This is a genomic window from Belnapia rosea, assembly GCF_900101615.1.
Classification (GTDB): Bacteria; Pseudomonadota; Alphaproteobacteria; order Acetobacterales; family Acetobacteraceae; genus Belnapia; species Belnapia rosea.
In genome coordinates this window covers 62871-88125 of sequence record NZ_FMZX01000001.1, presented here as the reverse complement: position 1 = coordinate 88125, position 25255 = coordinate 62871, and the positions used below count along the sequence as shown (strand labels likewise).

Annotated in this window: 21 protein-coding genes and 1 tRNA gene; 11 read left to right on the top strand and 11 right to left on the bottom strand. The window is 70.9% G+C overall.

Annotated features, from left to right (window positions below):
• The first annotated feature begins 64 nt into the window (after window positions 1–64).
• A complete protein-coding gene (locus BLR02_RS00420; RefSeq protein ID WP_090659440.1) occupies window positions 65–637 on the top strand; it encodes a tyrosine phosphatase family protein in 573 nt (190 codons plus the stop codon).
• A gap of 3 nt (window positions 638–640) precedes the next feature.
• Here the strand turns inward: BLR02_RS00420 and BLR02_RS00415 are convergent, their stop codons facing one another.
• Window positions 641–1249 (bottom strand): response regulator transcription factor, encoded by a 609-nt coding sequence (locus BLR02_RS00415; RefSeq protein WP_090659437.1) that lies wholly within the window; start codon window positions 1247–1249, stop codon window positions 641–643.
• Complete coding sequence (locus BLR02_RS00410) at window positions 1246–3525, bottom strand: ATP-binding protein (RefSeq protein ID WP_090659434.1); 2280 nt, start codon at window positions 3523–3525, stop codon at window positions 1246–1248. The genes BLR02_RS00415 and BLR02_RS00410 overlap by 4 nt, the downstream gene beginning before the upstream one ends.
• Before the next feature lie 107 nt (window positions 3526–3632).
• On the opposite strand from BLR02_RS00410, the gene BLR02_RS00405 reads away from it, so the two are divergent.
• Window positions 3633–3860, top strand: coding sequence for a hypothetical protein (locus BLR02_RS00405; RefSeq protein WP_090659431.1), 228 nt, complete (start codon window positions 3633–3635; stop codon window positions 3858–3860).
• 29 nt (window positions 3861–3889) lie between these two features.
• Here BLR02_RS00405 and fzlA read toward each other — a convergent pair whose 3' ends face one another.
• Window positions 3890–4558, bottom strand: a complete 669-nt coding sequence (gene fzlA / locus BLR02_RS00400) for an FtsZ-binding protein FzlA (protein WP_090659428.1) — start codon at window positions 4556–4558, stop codon at window positions 3890–3892.
• 113 nt (window positions 4559–4671) lie between these two features.
• Here fzlA and BLR02_RS00395 point away from each other — a divergent pair, with 113 nt between their 5' ends.
• Window positions 4672–5349, top strand: coding sequence for a hypothetical protein (locus BLR02_RS00395; protein WP_090659424.1), 678 nt, complete (start codon window positions 4672–4674; stop codon window positions 5347–5349).
• Window positions 5350–5408: 59 nt separating this feature from the next.
• On the opposite strand, the gene gltB is transcribed toward BLR02_RS00395, so the two are convergent.
• The 3 genes from gltB to BLR02_RS00380 form a co-directional block, all read right to left on the bottom strand.
• Window positions 5409–9941: a glutamate synthase large subunit gene (gene gltB, locus BLR02_RS00390; protein ID WP_090659421.1), complete on the bottom strand. Its 4533-nt coding sequence runs from the start codon at window positions 9939–9941 to the stop codon at window positions 5409–5411.
• Between the two features lie 5 nt (window positions 9942–9946).
• Window positions 9947–11389, bottom strand: a complete 1443-nt coding sequence (locus BLR02_RS00385) for an NAD(P)-dependent oxidoreductase (protein ID WP_090659418.1) — start codon at window positions 11387–11389, stop codon at window positions 9947–9949.
• Between the two features lie 215 nt (window positions 11390–11604).
• Window positions 11605–12564, bottom strand: a complete 960-nt coding sequence (locus BLR02_RS00380; RefSeq protein ID WP_090560419.1) for a complex I NDUFA9 subunit family protein — start codon at window positions 12562–12564, stop codon at window positions 11605–11607.
• 174 nt (window positions 12565–12738) lie between these two features.
• Here BLR02_RS00380 and BLR02_RS00375 point away from each other — a divergent pair.
• From BLR02_RS00375 to hpf, 7 genes are all read left to right on the top strand, one after another.
• Window positions 12739–12825: transfer RNA gene (locus BLR02_RS00375), tRNA-Leu, on the top strand.
• Window positions 12826–12917: 92 nt separating this feature from the next.
• Window positions 12918–13541: a ribonuclease D gene (locus BLR02_RS00370; RefSeq protein WP_090661448.1), complete on the top strand. Its 624-nt coding sequence runs from the start codon at window positions 12918–12920 to the stop codon at window positions 13539–13541.
• Window positions 13542–13725: 184 nt separating this feature from the next.
• A complete protein-coding gene (lptC, locus tag BLR02_RS00365; protein ID WP_245704565.1) occupies window positions 13726–14421 on the top strand; it encodes an LPS export ABC transporter periplasmic protein LptC in 696 nt (231 codons plus the stop codon).
• Window positions 14418–15449, top strand: coding sequence for an LptA/OstA family protein (locus BLR02_RS00360; protein ID WP_090560418.1), 1032 nt, complete (start codon window positions 14418–14420; stop codon window positions 15447–15449). The genes lptC and BLR02_RS00360 overlap by 4 nt, the downstream gene beginning before the upstream one ends.
• Complete coding sequence (lptB, locus tag BLR02_RS00355) at window positions 15446–16228, top strand: LPS export ABC transporter ATP-binding protein (RefSeq protein ID WP_090560417.1); 783 nt, start codon at window positions 15446–15448, stop codon at window positions 16226–16228. The genes BLR02_RS00360 and lptB overlap by 4 nt, the downstream gene beginning before the upstream one ends.
• 50 nt (window positions 16229–16278) lie before the next feature.
• Entirely contained in the window at window positions 16279–17763 is a 1485-nt protein-coding gene (gene rpoN / locus BLR02_RS00350) for an RNA polymerase factor sigma-54 (protein WP_090659415.1), read from the top strand.
• Window positions 17764–17839: 76 nt separating this feature from the next.
• Window positions 17840–18451, top strand: a complete 612-nt coding sequence (gene hpf / locus BLR02_RS00345; protein WP_090560415.1) for a ribosome hibernation-promoting factor, HPF/YfiA family — start codon at window positions 17840–17842, stop codon at window positions 18449–18451.
• Window positions 18452–18471: 20 nt separating this feature from the next.
• On the opposite strand, the gene BLR02_RS00340 is transcribed toward hpf, so the two are convergent.
• Genes BLR02_RS00340 through BLR02_RS00325 form a run of 4 tightly spaced genes read right to left on the bottom strand, consistent with a single transcriptional unit; the run spans window position 18472 to window position 22862 of the window.
• Window positions 18472–20073 carry an acyl-CoA synthetase gene (locus tag BLR02_RS00340; protein ID WP_218127830.1) on the bottom strand — a complete coding sequence of 534 codons (1602 nt, stop codon included), beginning with the start codon at window positions 20071–20073 and terminating at the stop codon, window positions 18472–18474.
• Window positions 20074–20133: 60 nt separating this feature from the next.
• On the bottom strand, window positions 20134–20892 hold the full coding sequence (locus tag BLR02_RS00335) for an alpha/beta fold hydrolase (RefSeq protein WP_090659412.1): 759 nt from the start codon (window positions 20890–20892) through the stop codon (window positions 20134–20136).
• A 13-nt stretch (window positions 20893–20905) separates the two neighbouring features.
• Window positions 20906–21808: a DMT family transporter gene (locus BLR02_RS00330; protein WP_245704564.1), complete on the bottom strand. Its 903-nt coding sequence runs from the start codon at window positions 21806–21808 to the stop codon at window positions 20906–20908.
• Window positions 21809–21854: 46 nt separating this feature from the next.
• Window positions 21855–22862: an NAD(P)H-quinone oxidoreductase gene (locus tag BLR02_RS00325; RefSeq protein ID WP_090659409.1), complete on the bottom strand. Its 1008-nt coding sequence runs from the start codon at window positions 22860–22862 to the stop codon at window positions 21855–21857.
• Between the two features lie 138 nt (window positions 22863–23000).
• On the opposite strand from BLR02_RS00325, the gene BLR02_RS00320 reads away from it, so the two are divergent.
• Window positions 23001–24236 (top strand): ABC transporter substrate-binding protein, encoded by a 1236-nt coding sequence (locus tag BLR02_RS00320; RefSeq protein WP_245704563.1) that lies wholly within the window; start codon window positions 23001–23003, stop codon window positions 24234–24236.
• Here BLR02_RS00320 and BLR02_RS00315 read toward each other — a convergent pair.
• Window positions 24233–25201 carry a Bug family tripartite tricarboxylate transporter substrate binding protein gene (locus BLR02_RS00315; RefSeq protein ID WP_090659403.1) on the bottom strand — a complete coding sequence of 323 codons (969 nt, stop codon included), beginning with the start codon at window positions 25199–25201 and terminating at the stop codon, window positions 24233–24235. The genes BLR02_RS00320 and BLR02_RS00315 overlap by 4 nt on opposite strands.
• Window positions 25202–25255 lie beyond the last annotated feature (54 nt).

Below are 25255 nucleotides of genomic sequence, written 5' to 3'. Positions count from 1 at the left end.
ATGGGCCAGCGCCGCCCGCCATGCAAGCCTGGACCACGCCTGCGGCGCAGCGCAGGCTGCAGGCATGAGCAGCATCGTCCCCTTCCCCATCCATGTCTGCGGCATCGAGGAGCTGGAGGGCCATTGCGCCACCGGCGTCAGCCATGTGCTCTCGATCCTCGATCCCGACCGGGCGGAGCCGGAGGCCTTCGGCAGCTTCGGCGAGCATGCGCGTCTGGAGCTGCGCTTCCATGACATCATCGAGCCAACAGATGGCCAGGTCGCACCCGGGCCCGAGCATGCGGCGGCGATCCTCGAATTCGGCCGCGGCCTGCTGGCGGAGCCGACCTCTCGGCTGCTGGTGCATTGCCATGTCGGCATCTCCCGCTCGACGGCAGGGATGGCGCTGATCCTGGCCCAGGCGAGGCCGGAGGCGAGCGCCGAGGCCATCCTGCAGGGCGTGCTCGGCATCCGCGAGAAGACCTGGCCGAATCTGCGGCTGCTCGAGCTGGGCGACGCGATGCTCGGGCGTGGCGGCACCCTGCCCCGCGCTGCGGCGGCGATCTACCGCCACCAGCTCGCCATCCGGCCGCATCTGGCCGAGGTGATGCGGAAGGCCGGGCGCGGGCGGGAGGTGGATGCGGCGGAAGCTGCCTGACCCCTACCCGACCAGCCCCGCCATCAGCCCGATCCGCACGGCGGCGGAGAGGCTGCGGACGCCGAGCTTCTCCATCACCCGCGCCCGGTGCACCTCGACGGTGCGGGGGCTGATGCCGAGCTCATGGGCGATGGCCTTGTTCGGCTGCCCGGCGACCAGGGCGACCAGCACCTCCCGCTCCCGCGGCGAGAGCTGGGCGACCTGCCGCACCGCCTCGGCATCCGTCGGCATGGCATGGTCGGCCAGGGCGGTGGCGACGGCGCCGAGGATCGCAGTGTCCTCGTAGGGCTTCTCGATGAAATCGACGGCCCCGGCCTTCATCGCCCGCACCGCCAGCGGGATGTCGCCATGGCCGCTGACCAGCACGACCGGCAACGTGATGCCGCGCCGGCGGAGGGTCTGCACCAGGGTGACGCCATCCATCCCGCCCGGCATGCGGACATCGGCGATGACGCAGCCGGCCTCGGCCGGCAAGGCGGCCAGCAGCGCCTCGGCCGAGGCGAAGCCGCAGGTCTCGTAGCCGGCGGTGCGCAGCAGCAGGCCGAGCGAATCGCGCACCGCCGCATCGTCATCGACGACGGGCACGAGCAGCGGTGTGGCGGGGAGCCTCATGCCTCGGCCGAGGGGGGCGCCAGGGAGGGTACGAGGGGCAGGGACAGGGTGAAGACGGTCCCGGAACTGCCGGCGGCGGCGGCGACGGCGATGCCGCCCCCGCAGGCCTCGGCGATCCGCTGGCAGATGGCCAGCCCCACCCCCATGCCGTCGGGCTTGGTACTGACGAAGGGCTCGAACAGGCGCTCCCGCACCGGGGCGGGCAGGCCGGGCCCGGTGTCGCCGACGGCGAGGTCGATCCACCATCCGCCCTCGGCCATGCGCCGGGTGGCGGTGACGGTCAGCTCCCGCTGCGGCAGCCCGCGCATGGCCTCTATCGCGTTGCGGACCAGGTTGACCAGGACCTGCTGTACCGCGACGCGGTCCACGAGCGCCCCGGCCAGCGCCTCCTCCACCTCGACGCGGAGATGGAGGCCCGCGGTCTCAAGGCCGCCGAGGGCGAGGCGCACCCCCTCCTCCACCACCGCGCTGAGGGGCTCCGGCACGGCGCCGCCATTGCGCCGGGTCATGAAGTCGCGCAGGCGGCGGATGATCTCGCCGGCCCTGAGCGTCTGTTCCGCGGCGCCGCGCAGCGCATCCCGCAGCAGTGGCAGCCGGGGCAGGTCGGGCGTGGCCGCGGCCAGCCGCTCGGCGGCGCGCAGGTAGTTGGTCGCCGCGGTGAGCGGCTGGTTCAGCTCATGCGCGAGGCCGCTCGCCAGGACGGTCGCCGTGGCGCGGCGGCCGAGGCGCTGCATCTCATCCTCCGCCCGGCGCAGCTCGGCCTCGGTCCTGCGCTGCTCGGTGACGTCCTGGATCAGGGTGATGATGCCGGCGACCTTGCCCTGGGCGGGGTCCCGCCAGGGCACCTTGGTCACCATCAGGCAGCGGTCGGTGAAAAGGCGCCCGTTGTACTCCTCGGTGACGGCCCGGCCGGCCCTGAGCGCCGCTGCGTCATGGCGCCGGGCGCGGGCGGCCAGCGCCTCCGGCAACAGGTCATAGACGCGGAGCCCGACCAGCGCCCCGGGCGGCAGGCGGAAGAAGGCATGGGCCGCGGCATTGGCGACGAGGGTCCGGCCATCGAGCCCGACCACCTTCACCATGTCCGGGGTGCCGTCGATCACCGATTGCAGCAGCTCCCGCTCATGGCGGGCGGCGGCGGCCTCGCGCTGCAGGGCGGCATGGGCGGCGGTCAGCGAGTTGGCGAGCAGGGCGAATTCCCGGACGGCCGAGGGCGGCGGCGCGAGGTCCGGCGGCAGGCCGGCGATGATGCCGGCGGCGCGCTCGGTCAGGGCCGCGACCGGGCGCAGGCAACGCCGGGCAAGCATCATCGCCAGGGCGGCGCCGGCGAGCAGGGCGAGGATGGTGCCGAGGATCAGCGGCGCGGTCGGGCCGCGCCAGCCATACTCGTACTCGGCCAGTGGGATGCTCACCAGGACCAGCCATCCCGGCGCATGGATCGGGCGGGCGAAGCCATGGATCTGAGCCACGCCCTGGGGGCCATTGCCGAACAGGATGCCGGATTGGCCCTGGGGTGGCTCGGCCAGGATCCAGCCCGGCAGCCTTTCGCCGACCTCCGGCTGGGCCGAGGCCGAGCGGGCGAGGATGGTGCCGTAATGGTCGACCAGCAGCGCCGAATCATGGCGGCGCGGCAGCTGGCTCTCCAGCAGCCGACCAAGCCGCTCCAGGTCCAGCCCGACGCCGATGGCGGCCGTGACCTGGCCGTCGATCCTGGCCGGGGCGTAGGCGCCGGCGAGCCACCGTCCGGCGAAGGGGCCGAACCAGCCGCGCCCGATCTGCGGCGTGCCCTCGGCGAAGATGCGGGGGACGGCATCGGCCGGGCCCGAATTCGGCGGGGCCGGCGGCAGCGGCACGCCGGGCGGCTGGCGGGAGCTGGCCAGGTTCTCGAGGCGCGGCGGCGGGCCATAGATGAAGACGCCGGTGCCGAGCCGCTCCGCCACCGCGCGCAGCCTCTCGTCGAGGGTCAGGGCCCGGCCATCCGTCGCCATCGCGGCCAGCGCCGCAGCCAGGTTGATGCGGCCATAGAGTTCCGCATCGACTGCCTGCGCCGCGGTCCGGGCGGCGGCTTCCAGCTGCTCACGGAAGGTGCTGCGGTATTCGTCGATCTCCTGCCGGAGCGCGATGGCGATGCTCAGGCAGGCCGGCAGCAAGGCGGCGAGCAGCATTGCGACGAGATGCAGCCGGAAGGAGGTGCTGCGGCGCGGCAGCGGCAGGCTCAGCCCGGCGGCGGACCAGGGGTTGCCGAGGCCGCTACGCTCCTCCGGGCCGATCCGTCCCATGCCACCTCCTCACGACCGCGGAACATATACGCATTTTTCCGAGGTCGCGGTATCGCCAGCTTCGGATCATTCTGGCCTCGAACGAACAGGCCGGGATCCCTGGGGCGATGATGACGGACGAAACGCATGTGCTGGGCGGCAGGAGCCACCTGCCGGAAGGCCCCACGACCGATGCGGTCCTGCGCCTGACGCAGATGAGCAGGGCGGAGGCAGAGGATCTGAACCTGTTCATCGCCCCGGCCCGGCTGGCCCGGTCGCGGCGGATGCTGGCGGCGGGGCTGTTCGCGCCGGGCGCCCAGCCGGCGCCGGATGCCTGCAACGACAACCGGAACTGAGGCGGGCTGGCGAGGCCGCGCCGAAGCGTTCAGAAATCCGGGTCGGAGTAGTGCTCGGGCGGCGCGAGGCCGCTGATCCGGTCGGCGAGGACCCCGCGGAAGCACGGGCGGGACTTCATCCGCGCATACCAGTCGTGTGCCGGCTCGCTGAGCTCCCACTTGACGTCGCCGATATAGTCGAGGGCCGAGAGATGCGCGGCGGCGGCGAAGTCGGCGAGGCTGAGCTGCGAGCCGGCCAGCCAGGCACGGTTCTCGGCCAGGTGGCCGATATAGTCCATGTGCTGCTTCATATGCTGGTAGCCGGCCCGCATGGCCGTCGCATCCGGGTTGCCGCGCCCGAGCAGCCGCTTGGTATGCTTCTCGTAGAGCAGGTTCCGGGTGACCTGATCGTGGAATTTGCCGTCGAACCAGGCGACCAGCCGCCGCACCTCGGCCCGCTCGGCCAGGGTGCGGCCGAGCAGCGGCAGGTCGGGATAGGCCTCGTCCAGGTACTCGCAGATGGCATAGCTGTCGGCGATGACGAGGCCGTTCTCCTCCAGCAGGACCGGCACGGTCCCGGCCGGGTTCATCTGCTCGAATTCCGGCCGCCTCTCCCAGATCCGCTCGATGCGAAGCTCGAAAGGGATGCGCTTTTCCGCCAGGGCCAGGCGTACTTTGCGGCAAAAGGGCGAAAGGGGGATGTGGTACAGGGTTCGCACGGCTCGGCCTTATGGCATCGGCGGTGCGGCGGCGGAAGGCATCCCGCGCGCGATCCTGGCCGGCGGACCCAATTCGGCATCATAATGGGTGCCGTGCCGGGAGGACGGGCGGTATGACCTTGAAGGCTTCCATCGCCGAGCTGGCGGTGTTCCAGCGCCTCAACCAGGCGCGATCGCAGGTGGGGCCGGCGGAAGTGCTCTTCGCCCAGGAGAGCGATATCGGCCCCGAGGATGTGGCGACCTTCAAGGAAGCCACCCGGCGCTACGGTCTTCTCATCGTCATGCGCTGCCCGAAGCGGGGCGCGGTCGCCTTCCAGGGCATCTTCCGCCCCAAGCGCTGGGCGGACGGGCATGACAGCGGGGGCAACACGGTGAAGTCGGGCGAGAGCGGGCTCGGCGTGCATCCCGAGCGGCGCAACATCTTCGTCTCGGACTACGACATGATGAGCCTCTGGACGAAGGCGCAGGAAGGCGGCTACCGCAAGCTCTTCGCCTCCTCCCTCACCCCGGGCGCCAAGCAGGGCGCCTGGCAGCGCGAGGCCATGGATGCGGTGCGGCTGCTGAACACCGGGCTGCAGAGCCGGCTGCAGCACGGGGCGCAGGACGACTTCACCCCGCCGCCGGACCGCAAGCACCCCGGCGTCAAGCCCGACACGCGCTTCGCCGCCTTCCGCGAGGGGCAGGCGAGCTACCTGCCCGACATGGCCGCCTGCCGGGCCTATTACGGCGAATGGGGGCTGTCCTGGCCCTATGACGACGGGGGCAATTTCCTCGGGGCGGCGAAGCCCTGAGGGATGGCGGGGGCGCCACCGGCGCGCCCCCTGCCCTTTGCCCTCTGCCCTCTGGCGGCCTACTCGGCCGCCACCGCCGCGGCATCCTGCATCGGCACCGGCAGGTACTTGGCGTACTCCTTCGGCACCACATGCCAGAAATGGCCGCGCTGCTGGCCCCAGTCGTTGAGCAGGCTGGCGGCGAGGCGGGAGCCGGTCTCGGCCACGTGCCGGCCGATCAGCCGCTGCAGCTCCGCCTCCCAATGGGTGGAGGCGAGGCGGGACCAGAGCAGCGTGTCGGGATTGACCCGCCGCTCGAAGCTGCCATCCGGGTCGTAGACGAAGGCCATGCCGCCGGTGAAGCCGGCACCGAAATTGTCGCCGACCGGGCCGAGGATCACGACCGTGCCGCCGGTCATGTATTCGCAGCCATTGGCGCCGCAGCCCTCGACGACGGACAGCGCGCCGCTGTTGCGGACGGCGAAGCGCTCACCGGCCTGGCCCGCGGCGAAAAGCTCGCCGGCCGTCGCGCCGTAGAGGCAGGTATTGCCGATGATGGTGTTCTCGGCCCAGACCAGCGAGGAGGAGGGCGCGGGGCGAACGACGATGGAAGCGCCGGAGAGGCCCTTGCCCACATAGTCGTTCGCATCGCCCAGCACCTCGAGCTTCAGCCCGCGCACCGCGAAGGCGCCGAGCGACTGGCCGGCCGTGCCGCGCAGCCGCACCGTCAGGTGGCCGGGCTGCAGGCCCGACATGCCGAACTTCCGCACGATCTTGCTGCTGATCTTGGTGCCGATCGCGCGGTGCGTGTTCCGGATGTTGTACTGCAGCTGCATCTTCTCGCCACGCTCGAAGAGCGAGGCGGCGTCGCGGATCATGTCGGCGTCCAGCGTCTCCGGCACCTCGTTGCGGCCCTCGAGGGTGCAGTAGCTGGCATGGCCGCCGGCATCGGCCTGGACCAGCAGCGGGTTCAGGTCGAGGTCGTCGAGATCCTCCGAGCCGCGGCTGACCTGTTTGAGCAGGTCGGTGCGGCCGATGACATCGGTCAGCTTGCGCATGCCGAGCGAGGCGAGGATCTCCCGCACCTCCTCCGCCACGAAGGAGAAGAGGTTGATGACCTTCTCCGGGCTGCCGGCGAATTTCTGCCGCAGGGTCTCGTCCTGGGTGCAGACGCCGACCGGGCAGGTGTTGCTGTGGCACTGCCGGACCATGATGCAGCCCATGGCGACGAGCGAGGCGGTGCCGATGCCGAATTCCTCGGCGCCGAGCATGGCGGCGATGACCACGTCGCGCCCGGTCTTGATGCCGCCATCGGTGCGCAGCTTCACCCGGTGGCGCAGGCGGTTGAGCTGCAGCACCTGGTGCGTCTCGGACAGGCCCATCTCCCAGGGCAGGCCGGCATACTTGATCGAGGAGACCGGCGAGGCGCCGGTGCCGCCGGAATGGCCGGAGACGAGGATGGCATCCGCCTTCGCCTTGGCGACGCCGGCCGCGATGGTGCCGATGCCGCTGCGCGACACCAGCTTCACCGTCACCGTCGCATCCGGGTTGATCTGCTTCAGGTCGTAGATGAGCTGCGCCAGATCCTCGATCGAGTAGATGTCGTGATGCGGCGGCGGCGAGATCAGCGTCACCCCAGGCGTCGCGTGGCGCAGCCTGGCGATGATGCCGCTGACCTTGAAGCCGGGCAGCTGGCCGCCCTCACCGGGCTTGGCGCCCTGCGCGACCTTGATCTCGATCTCGCGGCAGGCGTTCAGGTACTCGGCGGTGACGCCGAAGCGGCCCGAGGCGATCTGCTTGATGGCGCTGTTGGCGTTGTCGCCATTGGCGCGCGGCCGGGCGCGCTCCGGGTCCTCGCCGCCCTCGCCGCTGTCGGACTTGGCGCCGATGCGGTTCATGGCGATGGAGAGCGTCTCATGCGCCTCGGGGCTCAGGGCGCCGAGCGAGATGCCGGGCGCGACGAGGCGCTTGCGGATCTCGGTGATGCTCTCGACCTCCTCGATCGGCACCGCGCTGCGGCCCTCGCTGCGGAAGTCGAGCAGGTCGCGCAGCGCCACCGGCGGCTGCCGGCGCACCGCCTCCGAGTAGCGCTTGAACTTGGTGTAGCTGTCGGTCTCCACCGCATCCTGCAGCGTGTGGATCAGCCCGCCATCGAAGGCATGGCTCTCGCCCCGCAGCCGGCGCTTGTAGAGGCCGCCGACCGGCAGGGTGACGACATCGGCATCCCAGGCGCGCCGGTGCAGCGCCAGCACGCGGCGGGCGATGCCCTGCAGGCCGATGCCGGAGATGCGGCTCGGTACGCCGGGGAAGAAATCCGCCACCAGGGCGCGGGAGAGGCCGATCGCCTCGAAATTCATGCCCCCGCGATAGCTGCTGATGACCGAGATGCCCATCTTGGACATGATCTTCAGCAGGCCCTTGTCCACCGCCTTCTTGTAGTGGGCGACGCAATCCTCGAGCGAGGTATTGCCGAAGAGGCCGCGGCGCTGGCGGTCGGCGATGCTCTCCTGCGCCAGATAGGCATTCACCGTCGTCGCGCCGGCGCCGATCAGCACCGCGACGTAATGCACGTCGAGGCATTCGGCCGAGCGGATGTTCAGGCTGGTGAAGGTCCGCAGCGAGTGCTTGACGAGATGGGTGTGCACCGCGCCCACGGCGAGGATCATCGGGATCGGCGCGCGGTCCGGACCCTGGTGCTCGTCGGTGACGATCACATGGGCGCAGCCGGAGCGCACGCCCTCCTCCGCCTCGCGCCGGATGCGGTCGATGGCGCGGCGCAGCCCGGCCTCGCCCTCAGCGGAGGCGAAGGTGCAGTCCACCTCGCAGGCCGTCCCGCCCATATACTCGCGCATCGCGGCGAATTCGGCGTTCGAGAGGACGGGGCTGTCCAGCATCAGCATGTCGCACTGCGTCGGGTCCTCGTCGAGGATGTTCCCAAGATTGCCGAGCCGAGTCTTGAGCGTCATCACCCGCGTCTCGCGCAGGCTGTCGATCGGCGGGTTGGTGACCTGGCTGAAGGTCTGGCGGAAGTAGTGGTGCAGGCCACGGTACTGGCCCGACAGCACGGCAATGGGCGTGTCGTCACCCATCGAGCCCACGGCCTCGGCGCTGTCCTCGACCATCGGGTGGAGGATGCTCTCGAGCTCCTCCATGGTGTAGCCGACGGCGAGCTGGCGGCGGCGCAGCGCCTCGCCCTGCAGCTTCACCGGCTCGCCGTCGCCGGCGCGGACGATGCCGTCGATCCGGGTGGTGCGCTCGGTCCACCTGCCGAAGGGATGGCGGGCGGAGAGCGTGTCCTTCAGCTCGGCATCGCGGAGGAAGCGGCCCTCCTGCAGGTCAACGCCGATGCACTGGCCGGGGCCGACGCGGCCCTTGGCGACGATCGTATCCTCGGAGACCTTCACCATGCCGGTCTCGGAGCCGACGATCAGCAGCCCGTCCGCCGTCTGGGTGTAGCGCAGCGGGCGGAGGCCGTTGCGATCGAGCCCGGCGATCACCCAGCGGCCATCGGTCGCGGCGATGGCGGCGGGGCCGTCCCAGGGCTCCATCACCGCGTTGCAGTAGAGGAAGAGGTCGCGATGCGCCTGCGGCATGGTGGCGTTGCTGCCGAGGCTCTCGGGGATGAGCATCGACTTCGCCATCGGCGCGTCGCGCCCGCCGCGGACCAGCAGCTCGAAGACGTTGTCGAGCGTCGCCGTGTCGGAGCCGCCGGCCTGCACCACCGGCTTGATGTCCTCGAGATGCGCATCCAGCAGCGGGTGGGAGAGCCGGGTCTCGTGGCTCTTCATCCAGTTGATGTTGCCGTTCAGCGTGTTGATCTCGCCGTTATGGGCCAGCATGCGGAAGGGCTGCGCCAGCTTCCAGGTCGGGAAGGTGTTGGTCGAGTAGCGCTGGTGGTAGATGGCGAAGCGCGAGGTGAAGCGCGCATCCAGCAGGTCCGGGTAGAATTCCGTCAGGTGCTCGGCGAGGAACATGCCCTTGTAGATCAGCGACCGGCAGGAGAGCGAGCAAAGGTAGAGTTCGCTGATCTGGGCCGCGATGGCCTGCTTCTCGATCCGCCGCCGGATGACGTAGAGGTCGCGCTCGAAGATCGCCTCCTCGCGCTGCTCCGGGTCGTAGATCAGGATCTGCTCGATCTCGGGCCGGGTCGCATTCGCCTTCTCGCCGATGCAGCCGATGCTGATCGGCACCTGCCGCCAGGAATAGATGCCGTAGCCGGCCGAGAGGATCTCCGTCTCGACGATCTGGCGGCAGCGCTCCTGCGCGCCGAAATCGGTCTTCGGCAGGAAGACCATGCCGACGCCGATGCGGCCCGGGCGCAGCCGGTCGCCGCCGCGCTGCACGACCTCGCCGAAGAAGTCCTGCGGGATCTCGATATGGATGCCGGCGCCGTCGCCGGTCTTGCCGTCGGCATCCACGGCGCCGCGGTGCCACACGGCCTTCAGCGCGTCGATGCCGGCCTGGACCACCTGGCGGGAGGGCTTGCCGTTGAGCGCGGCGACGAGGCCGACGCCGCAGGCATCATGCTCGGTGGTGTCGATCCATGCCTCGTCGCGCAGGCGGGCGGCGCTGGCCTGGAAGGCGCGGGCGAATTCGGTTCCGGTCTCGCTCATGGCTCTCACTCCGCCGCGGTGGCGAGCGCGGCGCCCGCCTTGGCTGTGACATAGGCCTCGATCTGGTCCGCCGCGTCGCGCCCGTCGCGGATCGCCCAGACGACGAGGGAGGCGCCGCGGACGATGTCGCCGCCGGCAAAGACGCCGGGCAGCGTGGTCATCATCGTGCGGTGGTCGACCTTCACCGTGCCCCAGCGGGTGACGGCGAGGGCCGGCTCGCCGAACATGGCGGGCAGGTCCTCGGCATCGAAGCCGAGCGCCTTGATGGCGAGGTCGCAGGGGACGGTGAACTCGCTGCCGGGAATGGGCGCGACCTGCTGCCGGCCCGTCGTGTCCGGCAGGCCGAGATGCATGCGCGTCGCCCGCACCGCCTCGACCTTGCCATCGCCGATGAAGGCCTCGGGGGCGGCGAGCCAGGTGAACTCCACGCCCTCCTCCTCGGCATTCTTCACCTCGCGCATGGAGCCCGGCATGTTGGCCTTGTCGCGCCGGTAGAGGCAGGTGACCGCGGCCGCACCCTGGCGGATGGCGGTGCGGACGCAATCCATCGCGGTGTCGCCGCCGCCGAGCACGACCACGCGCTTGCCCTTGGCATCGAGCGCGCCGGAGGCGAAGTCGGGCACGCTGTCGCCGAGATTGTCGCGGTTGGAGGCGGTCAGGTAGTCGAGCGCCGGGACGATGCCGGCGAGGCCGCTGCCCGGCGTCTCGATGTCGCGCGCCTTGTAGACGCCTGTCGCGATGAAGACCGCGTCATGCTTCGCGCGCAGCTCGGCAAGGGTGATGTCGGTGCCGATCGCGACATTCAGGTGGAAATGGATGCCGCCTGCCTCGAACTGCTTCCAGCGGCGGAGCACGACCTCCTTCTCCAGCTTGAAGTTCGGGATGCCGTAGATCATCAGCCCGCCGACGCGGTCGTAGCGGTCATAGACATGCACCTGCCAGCCGCGGCTGCGCAGCCGCTCGGCGGTGGCGAGGCCGGCCGGGCCGGCGCCGATGATGCCGATGCTGTGCGACCGCTCCTGCCGCGGGCTCGGCGGCTTCACCCAGCCATTCGCCCAGGCGGTGTCGTTGATGTATTTCTCAACGGCGCCGATGGTGACGGCCTCGAAGCCCTTCTCGATGACGCAATTGCCTTCGCAGAGCCGGTCCTGCGGGCAGATGCGGCCACAGATCTCGGGGAAGGTGTTGGTGGCCGAGTTGACCTCATGCGCCTCCTCCAGCCGCCCCTCCGCCGTCAGCTTCAGCCAGTCCGGGATGTTCTGGTTGAGCGGGCAGTGGATCGAGCAGAAGGGCACGCCGCACTGGCTGCAGCGGCTGGCCTGGGCGGAGGCGGCCTCGGCCGCGAATTCACGGTAGATCTCGCCGAAATCGCTGCGGCGGGCTGCGATGTCACGCTTTTCGGGCTGTGCCTGGGAAAGGCGCACGAATTGCAGCATCCGTTCGGCCATGGCGGCGTCCCCGCTTTCTCGATCAAGGGCGATGCGGGCGCGCGGCGCCGCAGCCGCCTCGGCTGACAACGCGCGCAGCTTTACGGCTCCGCGATATGGGAGGCGAGTCTTTTTTGGCCGTTAGGTCAGTAACTATGACATAAAAATCGCAGCCGGCTTTCGGGAGGAAAGTTTCGCTTAACCCCTCCCGATTCATTTGGTCCGAATTGGACCTTTCAGCCAGCCGGTTGCGGCCGGCGCCCGCCGCCGGTGCGGAAGCGCCGCAGATAGCCCGGCACCACCGCTTCGATCGACTTCGGCGCGATGCCGAGCGCGGCGAGGCCGGGCGCATCGGCGGCCGCCACATTGTCCCGCTGCAGCATGAGCAGCTGGTCCTCGGTCAGCGGCGCGTTCGGCAGGTAACGCCCGAGGGCGACCTGCAGCTTCACCAGCCCTTGCGGCAGATCGACCAGCGGGCGCCGGTGGCCCGTGGTGTCGAGGATGAAGCGCAGCAACTCGCGGAAGGTCAGCACCCGCGGGCCGGCCAGCTCATAGGTCTTGCCGACCGCATCCTCGCGCGTGGCGGCCGCGACCACTGCATCGGCCACGTCGCCGACATAGACGGGCTGGAAGCGGGTGGCGCCGGCGACCACCGGCATGATCGGCAGGAACCGCGCGAGGCTGGCGAATCGGTTGAAGAACTGGTCCTCGGGGCCGAAGACGATCGACGGGCGGAGGATCGTCGCGCCGGGGAAGGCCGCCCGCACGGCCGCCTCGCCTTCCGCCTTGCTCTTGCCGTAGCGGCTCGGGCTGGCCGGGTCGGCGCCGATCGCCGAGACATGCACCAGCCGCTCCACCCCGCCGGCGGCGGCCAGGCGGGCCACCCGGCCGGCGCCCTCGGCCTGCACGCGCGTGAAATCACCCGCCTTCCGCTCGGCCAGGATGCCGACCAGGTTCACCACCAGGTCGGCGCCGGCGACGGCTCGTGCCACGGCGCCGTCATCGTCGAGGCTGGCGGCGAGCGGGACGATCTGGCCCACCATCCCCTGGGTCTGCAGGAACCGCGCCCGCGCCGGGTCCCGGCCCGCGATGCGCACCACCCAGCCCTGTGCCGCCAGCCGCTGGACCACGTAGCGGCCGATGAAGCCTGCCCCCCCAAAGACGGTGGCAACTTGGCGAACGGTGGTCTGACGCATGCGGCGGCGCTCCAGGCTAGGGCGATCTCGGATCGGGTCGGCTATCGGCGGGCGGACCATAGGTCTGCCGCGAAGCCGCGCCAAGCGGGCCGCTGCAAACCCGCTTGACGGCCGGCTCGGCCCCCTCTATCAGCGCGCTCCCGGCGGCGATTTGCCGCTGGCTCCGCAGCCTGTGCCCAGGTGGTGGAATTGGTAGACGCGCTGGCTTCAGGTGCCAGTGACCGCAAGGTCGTGAAGGTTCGAGTCCTTTCCTGGGCACCATTCCCCGCTTCGGGGACCGCGCATTGGGTACGACCCTCTTCTCCCCCCAGCCGGCCGGCCGCGGCGGCGGCACCGCCGCAAGGAAGACCGCCGTGATCCGCCTGCATCGCCACGACCTGCCCGATGGCCTCGATTTCGGCCGGGTGGTCGCGATCGACACCGAGACGATGGGGCTGAACCCGCATCGCGACCGGCTTTGCCTGGTGCAGCTCTCCGCTGGCGACGGCAATGCGGAGCTTGTGCAGATCGTCCCGGAGCGGCTCGGCGGGCGCGGGGCGGACTGCCCCAACCTGAAGCGGCTGCTGGCCGACCCGGCCGTTACCAAGCTCTTCCACTACGCCCGCTTCGACTGCGCCGCGCTCTACCGGAATCTCGGCGTGACCGTGGCCCCGGTGGTCTGCACCAAGGTGGCCGCCAAGCTGGTGCGGACCTTCACCGACCGGCATGGGCTGAAGGATCTCTGCAAGGAGCTGCTCGGGGTCGAGATCTCGAAGCAGCAGCAGAGTTCCGACTGGGGCGCGCCGGAGCTTTCCGCCGAACAGCTCGCCTATGCCGCCTCCGATGTGCTGCATCTGCATGCGCTCTGGGCAAAGCTCGAGGGGCTGTTGCGGCGTGAGGGCAGGATGGAGCTGGCCGAGGCCTGCTTCCGCTTCCTTCCAGCGCGCGGCGCACTCGACCTCCTCGGCTATGGGGATCCCGATATCCTGGCGCATTGAGGCCGGCCGGAGCCTGTCGCCTTCGCAATGATGAGGCGGTTGTCAAGAGCGCCACACATTCCTGGCATGATTCTTGTCCAGACGGAGCGCCGTGCGTTGACCCCTGCGCCCTGCCAGCCCATAGATGCGGCGTGCAGCACCAAGCCACCCCTCCCCTGCCGGCCCTGTGCCAAGCGCGCCCGTGATGGCGGACCGCCCCTCCCCGGCCGCCCCACTGGCGCCGCGCGCCGCCATGCCGGCGGACCGCGCCATGCTGCCGCTGTCGCGCGAGCGCCGGAGCTTCAGCCAGGGGCAGATGGCACGGCGCCGCTTCATGGTGCGCTGGAGCAAGCGGCTGCTGCCCGCCCTCGCCCTTGGATTGCTGGCGGTGGTGGTGTTCTGGCCGGAGATCGAGGGCAATGACGACCGCTCCCGCGTCAGCTTCAGGCGCATGGTGCAACCCCGGGCGGAAGGGTTACGGGTCGTCAATCCGCGCTATCAGGGAGTCGATTCGCTGAACCGCCCCTTCACCGTCACCGCCCGCATTGGCCAGCAGCCGGGCGCCGAGCAGGTGCTCGACCTCGAGGAGCCCCGGGCGGATATCCTCCTCTCCGACGGCGCCTGGGTGTATCTCCAGGCCCATCAGGGGCGCTTCAACCGCGCGGCCAACCATCTCGACCTGAGCGGCGAGGTGACGATCTACCACGACAGCGGCGTGATGATGCTGACCGAGAGCGCAGCGGTGGAGACCGAGGCCGGCACGGCCAGCGGCGATGCGCCGGTGGCGGCACAGGGCAGCTTCGGCACCATCACCTCCGACGGGTTCCGCATCACCGAGCGCGGCGCGGTCGTCGTCTTCACCGGCAATGCCCATGCGGTGCTGGAGGGGCGCCAGCCATGAGGCGCACGTTGCGCGCCGCCCTGCTGGCGCTGCCCCTCACCTTATCCCTGTCGCTCGCCGCGCGGGCGCAGGGGATCGACATGTCCCAGGGCGGGCCGGTCGATGTCACCGCCTCGGACGGCATCGAATGGCGCCAGGCGGAGCAGGTGGTGATCGCCCGCGGCAATGCGCGCGCGATCCGCGGCAATGTCACCGTGTATGCCGACAGGCTGCTCGCCCGCTACCGGCCGCAGGGACGGCCGAATGCCGGGCAGGCCGCGGTGCCGGCCGCATCGGCCGGCAGCCCGGACCAGGCGCTCGGCGGCGGCAGCAACGAGATCTGGCGGCTGGAGGCGGAAGGCAATGTCCGCATCGCCACCGAGACCGACACGGCACGCGGCGACCGCGCCGTCTTCGACATCGACCAGGCGGTGCTGGTGCTCACCGGCCGCAACCTCTCGCTGACCACGGCGCAGCAGGTGATCACCGCCTCGGACAGCCTGGAATACTGGTCGGCCCGCAAGATGGCCGTTGCCCGCGGCAATGCCGTGGTGGTGGACAATGCCGAGGGGCGGCGGATCACCGCCGATACCCTCGTCTCCTACATGCTCGACGGGCCAGGCCAGGGGCAGCCCGCTGCCTCGCCGCCACCGCCGAAGCCTGGCGAGAAGCCGGTGCCCGGCGCCGGCAAGCTCGACCGGGTGGAGGCCTTCGGCAATGTCGAGATCCGCACCCCGACCGATGTGGTCCGCGGCGACCGCGGCGTCTACAGCGCGGCGAGCGGCATGGCCCGGCTGCTCGGCAATGTCCGCATCACCCGGACCGACAACCAGATCAACGGGCAGGAGGCGATCGTGAACCTCCGCACCGGCGTGGCGCGGCTGGTCTCGGCCCCCGGCGCCCGGGTGCAGGGGCTGATCCTGCCGAACCAGAACCAGGAGCAGCCGGGTGGCCAAGGGGGCGGCCAGGGTGGTGGCCAGGGCGCCAGCCCGCCCGCCGGCCGCGGCGCCACACCCCAACCCGCAGCCCCGGAGCGCCGCAGCCGATGAACCAGACGACGCTACCCGAGGGCAATGCCGCACCGGCCCTCCGTGCCATCGAGGGCGAGGGCGGGCTGGTGGCGACCGGCCTCGGCAAGCGCTACCGCAAGCGGCCGGTGGTGCGGAACGTCTCGATCAACCTCAAGCGTGGCGAGGCGGTCGGGCTGCTCGGGCCGAATGGCGCGGGCAAGACGACGACCTTCTACATGATCACCGGCCTCGTCCAGCCGGATGAGGGCCGCGTCGTCATGGACGGGCATGACGTGACGACCCTGCCGATGTACCGCCGCGCCCGGCTCGGCCTCGGCTACCTGCCGCAGGAGGCCTCGATCTTTCGCGGCCTCTCGGTCGAGGACAATATCCGCGCCGCGCTCGAGGTGGTCGAGCCGGTGCGCGACCGGCGGGAGCAGATGCTGGATGCGCTGCTGGCGGAATTCGGCATCGCCCATCTCCGCCGCGCCCCGGCCCTCGCCCTCTCGGGCGGCGAGCGGCGGCGCTGCGAGATCGCCCGCGCACTGGCGACGCATCCGTCCTACATCCTGCTCGACGAGCCGCTGGCCGGCATCGACCCGATCGCCGTCGGCGAGATCCGCGACCTGGTGAAGCACCTGAAGAATCGCGGCATCGGCGTGCTCATCACCGAGCACAATGTGCGCGAGACGCTCGAGATCATCGACCGGGCCTATATCCTCCATGACGGCAAGGTGCTGATGGAGGGGCTGCCGCATGACATCGTCGCCCATGAGGGCGTGCGGCGCGTCTATCTCGGCGAGAGGTTCAGTCTCTAGGGCATGCGGGACATCCTCACCTCGCCCCCTGCAGGCCGGAGAGTCTGAGCATGTCGATGGCGCCGCGCCTCGACCTGCGGCAATCGCAGTCGCTGGTGATGACGCCGCAGCTGCGGCAGGCCATCAAGCTGTTGCAATCCTCCAATCTCGAGGTCACCGCCTTCGTCGAGGAGGAGCTGGAGCGGAACCCGCTGCTGGAGCGGGATGAGCGCGTGCTGCCCGGCCCGGATTCGGGGCATCGGGTGGACACCGCGCCCGCCATGACGGAGGGGCCGGACAGTCATGCCGCCGCCGTGTCCGAGACCCTGCCGAGCGAGGCGGCCGGGCCGCTCGATGCCGAATGGGACAATGTCTATGACGCCGGCGGCGGCTATGAATCGCCCTATGGCCGCGGCGGCCGGGCCGATTTCGGCGAGGACCTGTCGGGCGTCGAGGATCTGGCCGCCGCCGGCCGCAGCCTCCGCGAGCATCTCGGCGAGCAGGTGCGGATCGCCTTCCAGAGCCCACAGGAGCGCCTGATCGCGGCGCAGCTTCTCGCCCTGGTGGACCCGGCCGGCCGGCTCCCGGTCGAGGATGCGCAGATCGCGGCGGTGCTCGGCTGCGAGGAGGCGGCGGTTGCCGCCGTGCGTGGCCGGATGCAACGCTTCGACCCGACCGGGATGTTCTGCCGCAACCTGGCCGAATGCCTTGCCGTGCAGCTCGCCGAGCGCAACCGGCTGGACCCGGCCATGCAGGCGCTGCTCGACCATCTCGACCTGGTGGCGCGGCGGGACCGTGCGGCGCTGATGGCGGTCTGCGGCGTCGATGCCGAGGATCTGGCCGATATGCTGGCCGAGCTCCGCCGGCTGGACCCGAAGCCCGGGGCGAGCTTCGACCACGCCCCTGCCCCGGCCCTGGTGCCGGATGTGCTGATGCGCCGTGCCCCGGATGGCGGCTGGCTGCTGGAGCTCAATCCCGACACGCTGCCGCGGGTGCTGGTCAATCGCGGCTTCCATGCCCGCTGCCAGGTCGGCGCCCGCAACAAGGAGGAGAAGGCCTTCCTCGCCGAGCGGCTGCAGAGCGCCAACTGGCTGCTCAAGAGCCTCGAGCAGCGGGCCAACACGATCCTGAAGGTCGCCAGCGAGATCGTCCGCCGCCAGGACGGCTTCTTCCGCCATGGCGTCGAGTACCTGCGCCCGCTGATCCTGCGCGACGTGGCGGAGGAGGTGCAGATGCACGAGAGCACCGTCTCCCGCGTCACCGCCAACAAGTACATCTCGACGCCGCGCGGCACCTTCGAGCTGAAATACTTCTTCACCACCGCCATCGCCGGGACGATGGGCGGCGAGAGCCACAGCGCCGAGGCGGTGCGGCACCGGATCCGCGGCATGATCGAGGCGGAGGACGCGGAGGCGGTGCTGTCCGACGATGCCATTGTCGAACGGTTGCGCCAGGAAGGCGTGGACATCGCCCGGCGGACCGTGGCCAAATACCGGGAGGCGCTGCGCATCCCATCTTCGGTGCAGCGCAAGCGGGAGAAGGCCGTCCCGGCCTGATCCTGCCGCGGGGCGCATCCCGCGCCCCCGGCGCATGCCGGGCAGCCCTTCCGCACACGGAAGGAGGTCTGTCCACATGCACATCACCGTCGCAGGCAAGCAGGTCGAGACCGGGGAGGCGCTGAAGGCGCATGTCCGGGAAGGGCTGGCGACCATTGCCCGCAAGTATTTCGACCACGCGCTGGAAGCGAACGTCACCTTCCGCCGCGACGCGAAGGGCCGGATGGGGGCCTTCTTCGCCTGCGACATCAACCTGAAGGCCGGCCGCAACCTCTTCATGCGGGGCGAAGGCGCCGGGGTGGATGCCCACAAGGCCTTCGAAATGGCGGCCGAGCATGTGGCCAAGCGCCTTCGCCGCTATCGCCGCCGGGTGAACGACCACGCCCGGAGCATGGCCGAGGACAGGCCGGGCGAAGCGGCGACCCAATACGTGCTGCAGGCCGAGCCGGAGGAGGCGGAGAGCGACGCCGCCGGGGCCGAGGAGGAGGAGGTCCGCGGCGAGCACAGCCCGATCATCGCCGAGCAGCCGACCGACATCGCCCGCCTCACGGTCAGCGAGGCGGTGATGCGGCTCGACCTCACCCAGCAGCCGGTGCTGATGTTCCGCAACAGCGGCTCGGGCGCGCTGGCCGTGGTCTATCGCCGGCCGGATGGCTGCGTCGGCTGGATCGACACCCAGCCCGGCTGAGCCGGGCGCGGTGGTGCGGGTCAGGCAGGGGGCAGCAGGCCGCGCGCCTCCATCTCCGCCCGCACCATCGCCTTGGTGATCTTGCCGTAGCCGGAGCGCGGCAGCGCCTCCCAGACGAAGACGCGGCGCGGCAGCTTGTAGCGGGCGACGCGGCCGTCGAGCCAGGCGAGCAGACCGGCCTCGTCCACCGCCGCGCCGGCGCGGGGGACGATGACGGCAATGCCGATCTCGCCCCAGTGCCGGTCGGGCACGCCGACCACGGCGACCTCGGCGATGCCGGGATATTGCAGGATCACCTCCTCGACCTCGCGCGGATACACGTTGGAGCCGCCGGAGATGTACATGTCGGAGGCGCGGCCGGTGATGGTGAGGAAGCCTTCCGCATCCATGTGGCCGAGGTCGCCGGTGCGGAACCAGCCGTTGCGGAAGGCCTTGGCATTGGCCTCGGGGTTGTTCCAGTAGCCGGCGAAGACGGCAGGGCCGGAGACGCAGATCTCGCCCTGGGCGCCGGGCGGCAGCGCGCCGCCCTGCTCGTCCTGGATCTCGATCTCCATCCCCGTGCGCGCATAGCCGCAGGTGCCGCTGCGGGCATGGGGGCCGTCATCCGGCTCGTGCAGGGCGGGCGGCAGGACGGTGATGTTGCCGGTCACCTCGCCCAGGCCGAAATACTGCACGAGGACGCGGCCCAGCTTGCGGAGGGCGTGCTTCTGGTCCTCGCGGTACATCGGCGCGCCGGCATAGATGACATGGCGCAGCGAGGCATGGTCATGCGCATCGACCGCCGGATGCTCGACCAGCATCTTCAGGATGGTGGGCACGGTGAACATGTTGCTGACCCGGTGGGCCTCGACCAGGCGCCAGGCCTCGGCGGCATCGAAGCGCTCGCCGGGCATCAGGATGCTGGCGGCGCCGCGCGCCACCTGGGTCAGCCAATGGATGCCGGCGCCATGGGAGAGCGGCGCGACGACGAGCGAGGCATCCGCCTCCGTCGTGCCGGGCAGCAGGTCGGCGAGATGGTTGGTGATGACGAAACCCATCTGGCCATGCGTCAGCACCGCCGCCTTGGGCCGGCCGGTGGTGCCGGAGGTGAAGAAGAACCAGCAGGGCTCGTCATACTCGACCGTGGCGACGGGACTCGGCCGCCCCTGCCCCGCCGCGATCAGCCCCTCATGCGTCGCCTGGCCGAAGCCGGCCTCGCCGATGCTGGCCAGCAGGCGCAGATCGGGCAGCACGGCGGCCACGGCGGCGGCATGGCCGGGAAAGACGGACTGGCAGAGGAAGGCGCGGGCGCCGGAGGCCTCGGCGAGGAAGGCCACCTCCTCCGGCACCAGCCGGACATTGGTCGGCACCCAGACGGCGCCGAGGCGGAAGGCGGCGAACATCGTCTCCAGCAGCTCGTTGCCGTTCCGCGCATGGACGAGGATGCGGTCGCCCTTGCCGATGCCATGGGCGGTGAGCGAAGCCGCCAGCGCCGCGCAGCGCCCCTCGAATTCGCGCCAGCTCCAGCGCCTGTCGCCCCAGGCGATCGCCAGGTGGTCCGGCAGGCGCCGGGCGGTCTGGGCCAGGAAGCCGGCCAGGTTCATCACCCGGCGGGAGACGGGCAGGCCGGTCATCTGGTTCATGGTGGTGCGGGCTCCCTCGGACCGTCCCAGCATACCGCCGGACGGCCTGGCAGGGAGGTCTCAGTCGAGGAAGGGATCGACCAGCCCGAGGAAGCCGGACGGGTTCTCGGCATGCACCCAATGGCCGACGCCGGGCACCGTGGCGAAGCGCGCGGCCGGGAACAGCGCCTGGAAGCGCGGGTGGGACTCGGGCCGGATATAGCCCGAGCGCTCGCCGTTGATGACGAGGGTCTGTCCCTCATAGCGGCCCGGCAGCTCGGGGAAGGACTCGATCACCGGCATCGCCGCGCCGATCTCGGCGAGGCCGAGGCGCCAGCTCGGCGGGTCGTCCTGCATGCGGAGATTCTGCACGAGGAAGGCGCGGATACTCGCCTCCGGGATGGCCGCGGCGAGGGCGGCATCCGCATCGCGCCGCGTCAGGCCCGACTGCAGCGGGACCGCCTGCATCGCCTCGACATAGGCACGCAGCGCCGGCGGATAGGTGACCGGCGCGATATCGACGACGACAAGGCGGGAGACGTGCTGCGGCGCCGTCAACGCCAGGGCCATCGCCACCTTGCCGCCCATCGAATGGCCGATGACCGCGGCCGGTGCCGCGCCCATGGCCTGCATCGTCTCCGCCACATCCTGGGCCATCGCCGGATAGTCCATCGCGGCGGCGCGGCGGGAGGCGCCGTGGTTGCGGAGGTCGAGGGCGAGGACGCGGTGCCGTGCCGACAGGTGCCGCTGCACCGCCCCCCAGTTCTGCGCCGCGCCGAACAGCCCGTGCAGCAGGATCACGGGCGGCCCGTCGCCTGCTTCCACCAGATTGAGGCGCATCCGCCCTCCTTCCCTAGCCTCTTGCGGCCAATACCACGCTGACCGCGATCAGTCCGCCACCGGCCAGCACATCCCATCCCAGCGCCTCGCCCAGCCAGAGGTTCGAAATAAGGACGCCGAGCGCCGGTACGACGAGGAAGCCGACCGAGGCCAGGATGCCGGAGAGGCGCCGCCCCGCCTCGATGGTGGACCAGGTGCCGATCGGCGCGGCGACGGCGCCGACGAAGGCGGCATGGGGCCAGGAGGGACCCTCGATGCCACCCCCCGGCTCCCGCAGCAGGGCGAGCGGCAGGACCAGCAGCGTCGCCACGCCGAAGCACCAGGGCAGGAGGTCGAGCACCGGCCGGCGCGGCGGCAGGCGGCGCGTGACGAGGATGGCGATGCTCCAGGCGAGGCTGGAGGCCAGCAGCATGGCATAGCCCGGCAGCGCGTCGAGCGAGCCGGCCGCGCCCAGCATCGTCCAGGGCTGCATCAGGATGCCGACGCCCACAAGGCCGACCGCCGCCGCCAGCCATTGCATCCGCGAGACACGCTCGCCCAGCACCCAGACCGAGAGCGGGATCAGCCAGAAGACGGTGACATTGGTGAGGATCGCCATGCGCCCGGCGGGCACCCAGGACAGGGCGATATGGGTCAGTGCGAAGAAGCCGCCGAGCTGCAGCAGGCCGATCGCCAGGATGCAGGGCCAGTCGCCCCGCACCGGCCAGCGCAGCCGCCCAAGCGCCGCCAGCAGCAGCGCCGTCACCGCCCCCGCCATGACGCAGCGGTTCAGCGCGAACCAGAGCGGCGTCGCATGGGCGAGCGCCACCTTGGTGATCGGCCAGACCCCGCCGAACAGCACCACCGAGACGGCGAGGTAGCGAAGCCCCTGCAGCCGGGTCGCCATGGGCGGCGCGGGGTTGGCGGCGGCGCTCACCGCCCGCCCCGCCATGGCCGGCCCCCGGCGGGGCCCAGGAGCCTGCTCAATCGGCGACCTTCAGCATGATCTTGCCGATATGCGTGCTGCTCTCCATCAGCGCATGCGCCGCGGCGGCCTCGGCCAGCGGGAAGACCTTGTGGATCGGCGGCGCCACCTTGCCGGCATCCAGCATCGGCCAGACCTTCTCGCGCAGCGCCGCGGCGATCTCCGCCTTCTGCGCCGTGGTGCGCGGCCGCATGGTGCTGCCGGTGACGGTGAGGCGCCGGGTCATGATCGGGCGCAGGTCGGCCTTCGGCACCTCGAATCCGCCGAGGAAGGCGATAATGACGAGGCGCCCATCCATGGCGAGGCACTTCAGGTTCCGGTTGAAGTAGTCGGCGCCCACCATGTCGAGCACGACATTGGCGAGCTTGCCGCCCGTCGCGCGCTTCACCTCCTCGACGAAATCCTGGGCGCGGTAGTCGATGGCATGGTCGGCGCCGAGGTCGAAGCAGGCCTTGCACTTCTCCGCGCTGCCGGCGGTGGCGATCACCGTCGCGCCGAAGGCCTTGGCAAGCTGGATGGCGGTGACGCCGATGCCGCTGCTGCCGCCATGGACCAGCACCGTCTCGCCGGCGGCCAGCCGGCCATGGCCGAAGAGGTTCGCCCAGACGGTGAAGAAGGTCTCCGGCAGGGCGGCGGCGCGGATGGCGTCGAACCCCCGCGGCCAGGGCAGGCACTGGCTGGCGGGGGCGGTGCAGTACTCGGCATAGGCGCCGCCATTGGTCAGGGCGCAGACCCGGTCCCCCACCTTCCAGGCGGAGACCTCGGCGCCGGTGGCGACCACCTCGCCGGCGGCCTCGAGGCCGATCAGCGGGCTGGCGCCGGGCGGTGGCGGGTAGCTGCCCTGGCGCTGGGCGACATCCGGGCGGTTGACGCCGGTCGCCAGGACGCGGATCAGCACCTCATCCGCCTTCGGCTGCGGCACCGGGGCGGATGCGGGGACGAGCACCTCGGGCGGGCCGCCATCGCCATGGGTGATCGCGGTCATCGACTGGGGCAAGGTGGCCATGGCGGTCTCTCCCGGAGTTGCCGCGAGGTTTCCGCGCGGCATGGCGCGGCGTCAAGCGGGCGCTCCGCCAAGGGAGGCCTTGCCAGGATAGCGGGGCATGCGATGAATCGCCCGCGCGCCTGCCGCGAGAGGATGTTGATGCCGAGGATCGCCCGTCGCCCGCTGCTTGGCGGCCTCGCCGCCCTCGCCGCGCCGCGGCCGGGATGGGCGCAGGGCGCGCCGCCCGCCAATGAGCTCCGGCTCGGCGCCCTGTTCCCCCTCACCGGCAGCCTGGCCCTGCTCGGCGATGAGAGCTTCCGCGGGCTGGAACTGGCGGCGGAGGAACGCAACGCGGCCGGCGGGCTGCTGGCACGGCCGATCCGGCTGGTGAAGGGAGATGCCGCCGGTGCGGACCAGGCCGTGTCCGAGCTGCGCCGCCTGCAGGGGGTGGAGAAGGTGGCGGCCTGCTTCGGCACCTGTGCCTCGCATCTCGGCTTCGCTGCGAGCCAGGCGGCGGAGCTGCTTGGCTTCCCCTATTTCGAGCTTGGCGCCATTGCCGACACCATCACCGAGCGCGGCTTCCGCACCCTGTTCCGGCTCTGCCCTCGCGCCAGCGATTTCGCCCGCGATTCGGTGGCCGTCATCCCGGATGCGCTGGCCGCCGCCTGGTCCACGCCGCCCGAGGTGCTGCGCATCGCCATCCTGCATGAGGAAGGCACCTACGGCCAGGCGGTGAGCGGCGCGCAGGAGGCGCAGTTGAAGGCGCGCGGGCTGAACCAAGTGGAGCGCATCGCCTATCCGGCGCGCAGCGTCGATCTCTCGCCCCTGCTGCAGCGGCTGCGTGCGGTCGGCGCCGATGTGGTGCTGCACACAGGCTACCAGAACGACATCGTGCTGTTCTATCGCGGCATGAAGGAGGCGGGGTGGCGGCCGCGCATGGTGATCGGCGCCGGCGCAGGCTACAGCCTGACGGATACGGCGCGCTCGATCGGCCCCGAATTCGACGGCACGCTGGATGTGGACTTCCCGCAATTCGCGGTGAACGAGGCGCTGGCGCCAGGCGCCCAGGGCTTCGCCGAGCTGTACAAGCGGCGCTATGGCAGCGACCCGCGCTCCGGCCATTCGCTGGCGAATTACGTCGGCGCGCGGCTGGTGCTGGATGCGGTGCAGCGCGCCGCCGGGCTCGAGCGCGACAAGCTGCGCGCGGCGCTGCTGGCGACCGATGTGGCGGAGGGGACGACGCCCAATGGCTGGGGCGCCCGCTTCGACGAGAAGGGCCAGAACCTCCGCGCCCGCCCCTTTCTCGCGCAGTGGCAGGGCGGCAAGCTGGTGACCGTGGCTCCGGCCGAGGCGGCGGTGGCGCCGCTCCGGCCGGTGATGAGCGCCCCCGGCTAATCCACCTTGATGCCGGCGTCCTTGATGATCGCCTCCCATTTGGCGATCTCCTCGGCGAGCCAGCGCGTCGCGGTCTCGGGCGTGCTGTCGCTCCTGAGCGTCATGGTGAGGTCGGTGAGGCGGCGCTGCACGCTCTCCTCCGCCGCAGCCTTGTTGAAGGCGGCGTTGATCGCCTGCACGACGGGCGCCGGCGTGCCGGCAGGCGCGAAGACCATGTGCCAGGTATAGCTCTCGGCATTGGCGACGCCGCCCTCGGCGAAGGTCGGGATGTCCGGCGCCTGGGGCAGACGCTGGGCCGAGGAGATGCCGATGGCGCGGGCATCGCCGCGGCTGGCATAGGTCAGGCCGCCGGCCGCGACATCCATGAACATCGCAAGCCGGCCCGAGAGCAGGTCCGGCATGCCCGCGGCCGAGCCGCGATAGGGGATGTGGTTGACCCGGAGGTTGCCGGCGCGCTTCAGCAGCAGCTCCGTCGCCAGGTGCACGGCGCCGCCGATGCCGCTGCTGCCGTAGTCGTACTCGCCGGGCTTGGCGCGGAAGAGTGCGACCAGCTCCTGCATGGTCTTCGCCGGAAGGGCGTTGTTGACCAGCAGGATCATCGGGATGACGCCGAGCAGGGCGACCGGCTGGAAATCCGCCACCGGGTCGAAGGGCAGGCGCGGGAAGAGCGGGCGCAGCACCGAATGGGCGATGGTGCTGTAGAGCAGCGTGTGGCCATCCTTCGGCGCGCTGGCCACCGCCTCCGTCCCGACGACGACGCCGGCGCCCGTGCGGTTCTCGACGACGACGCGCTGCGGCAGCTGCTTCGACACCTCCTCGGCGAAGAGGCGCGCCGGGATGTCGGTCGGGCCGCCGGCCGCGAAGGGCACGATCAGGCGGATCGGCTGGTTCGGCCAAGCCGGTTGTGCCCGCGCCGCGGCGGCAGGCAGGATGGTGGCGGCGGCGAGCAGGCTGCGGCGATGCATGGATGAAACCCCCGTTGGGCTTTGCTGCCCTTGGGGGTCATCTTGGCCCCGGCA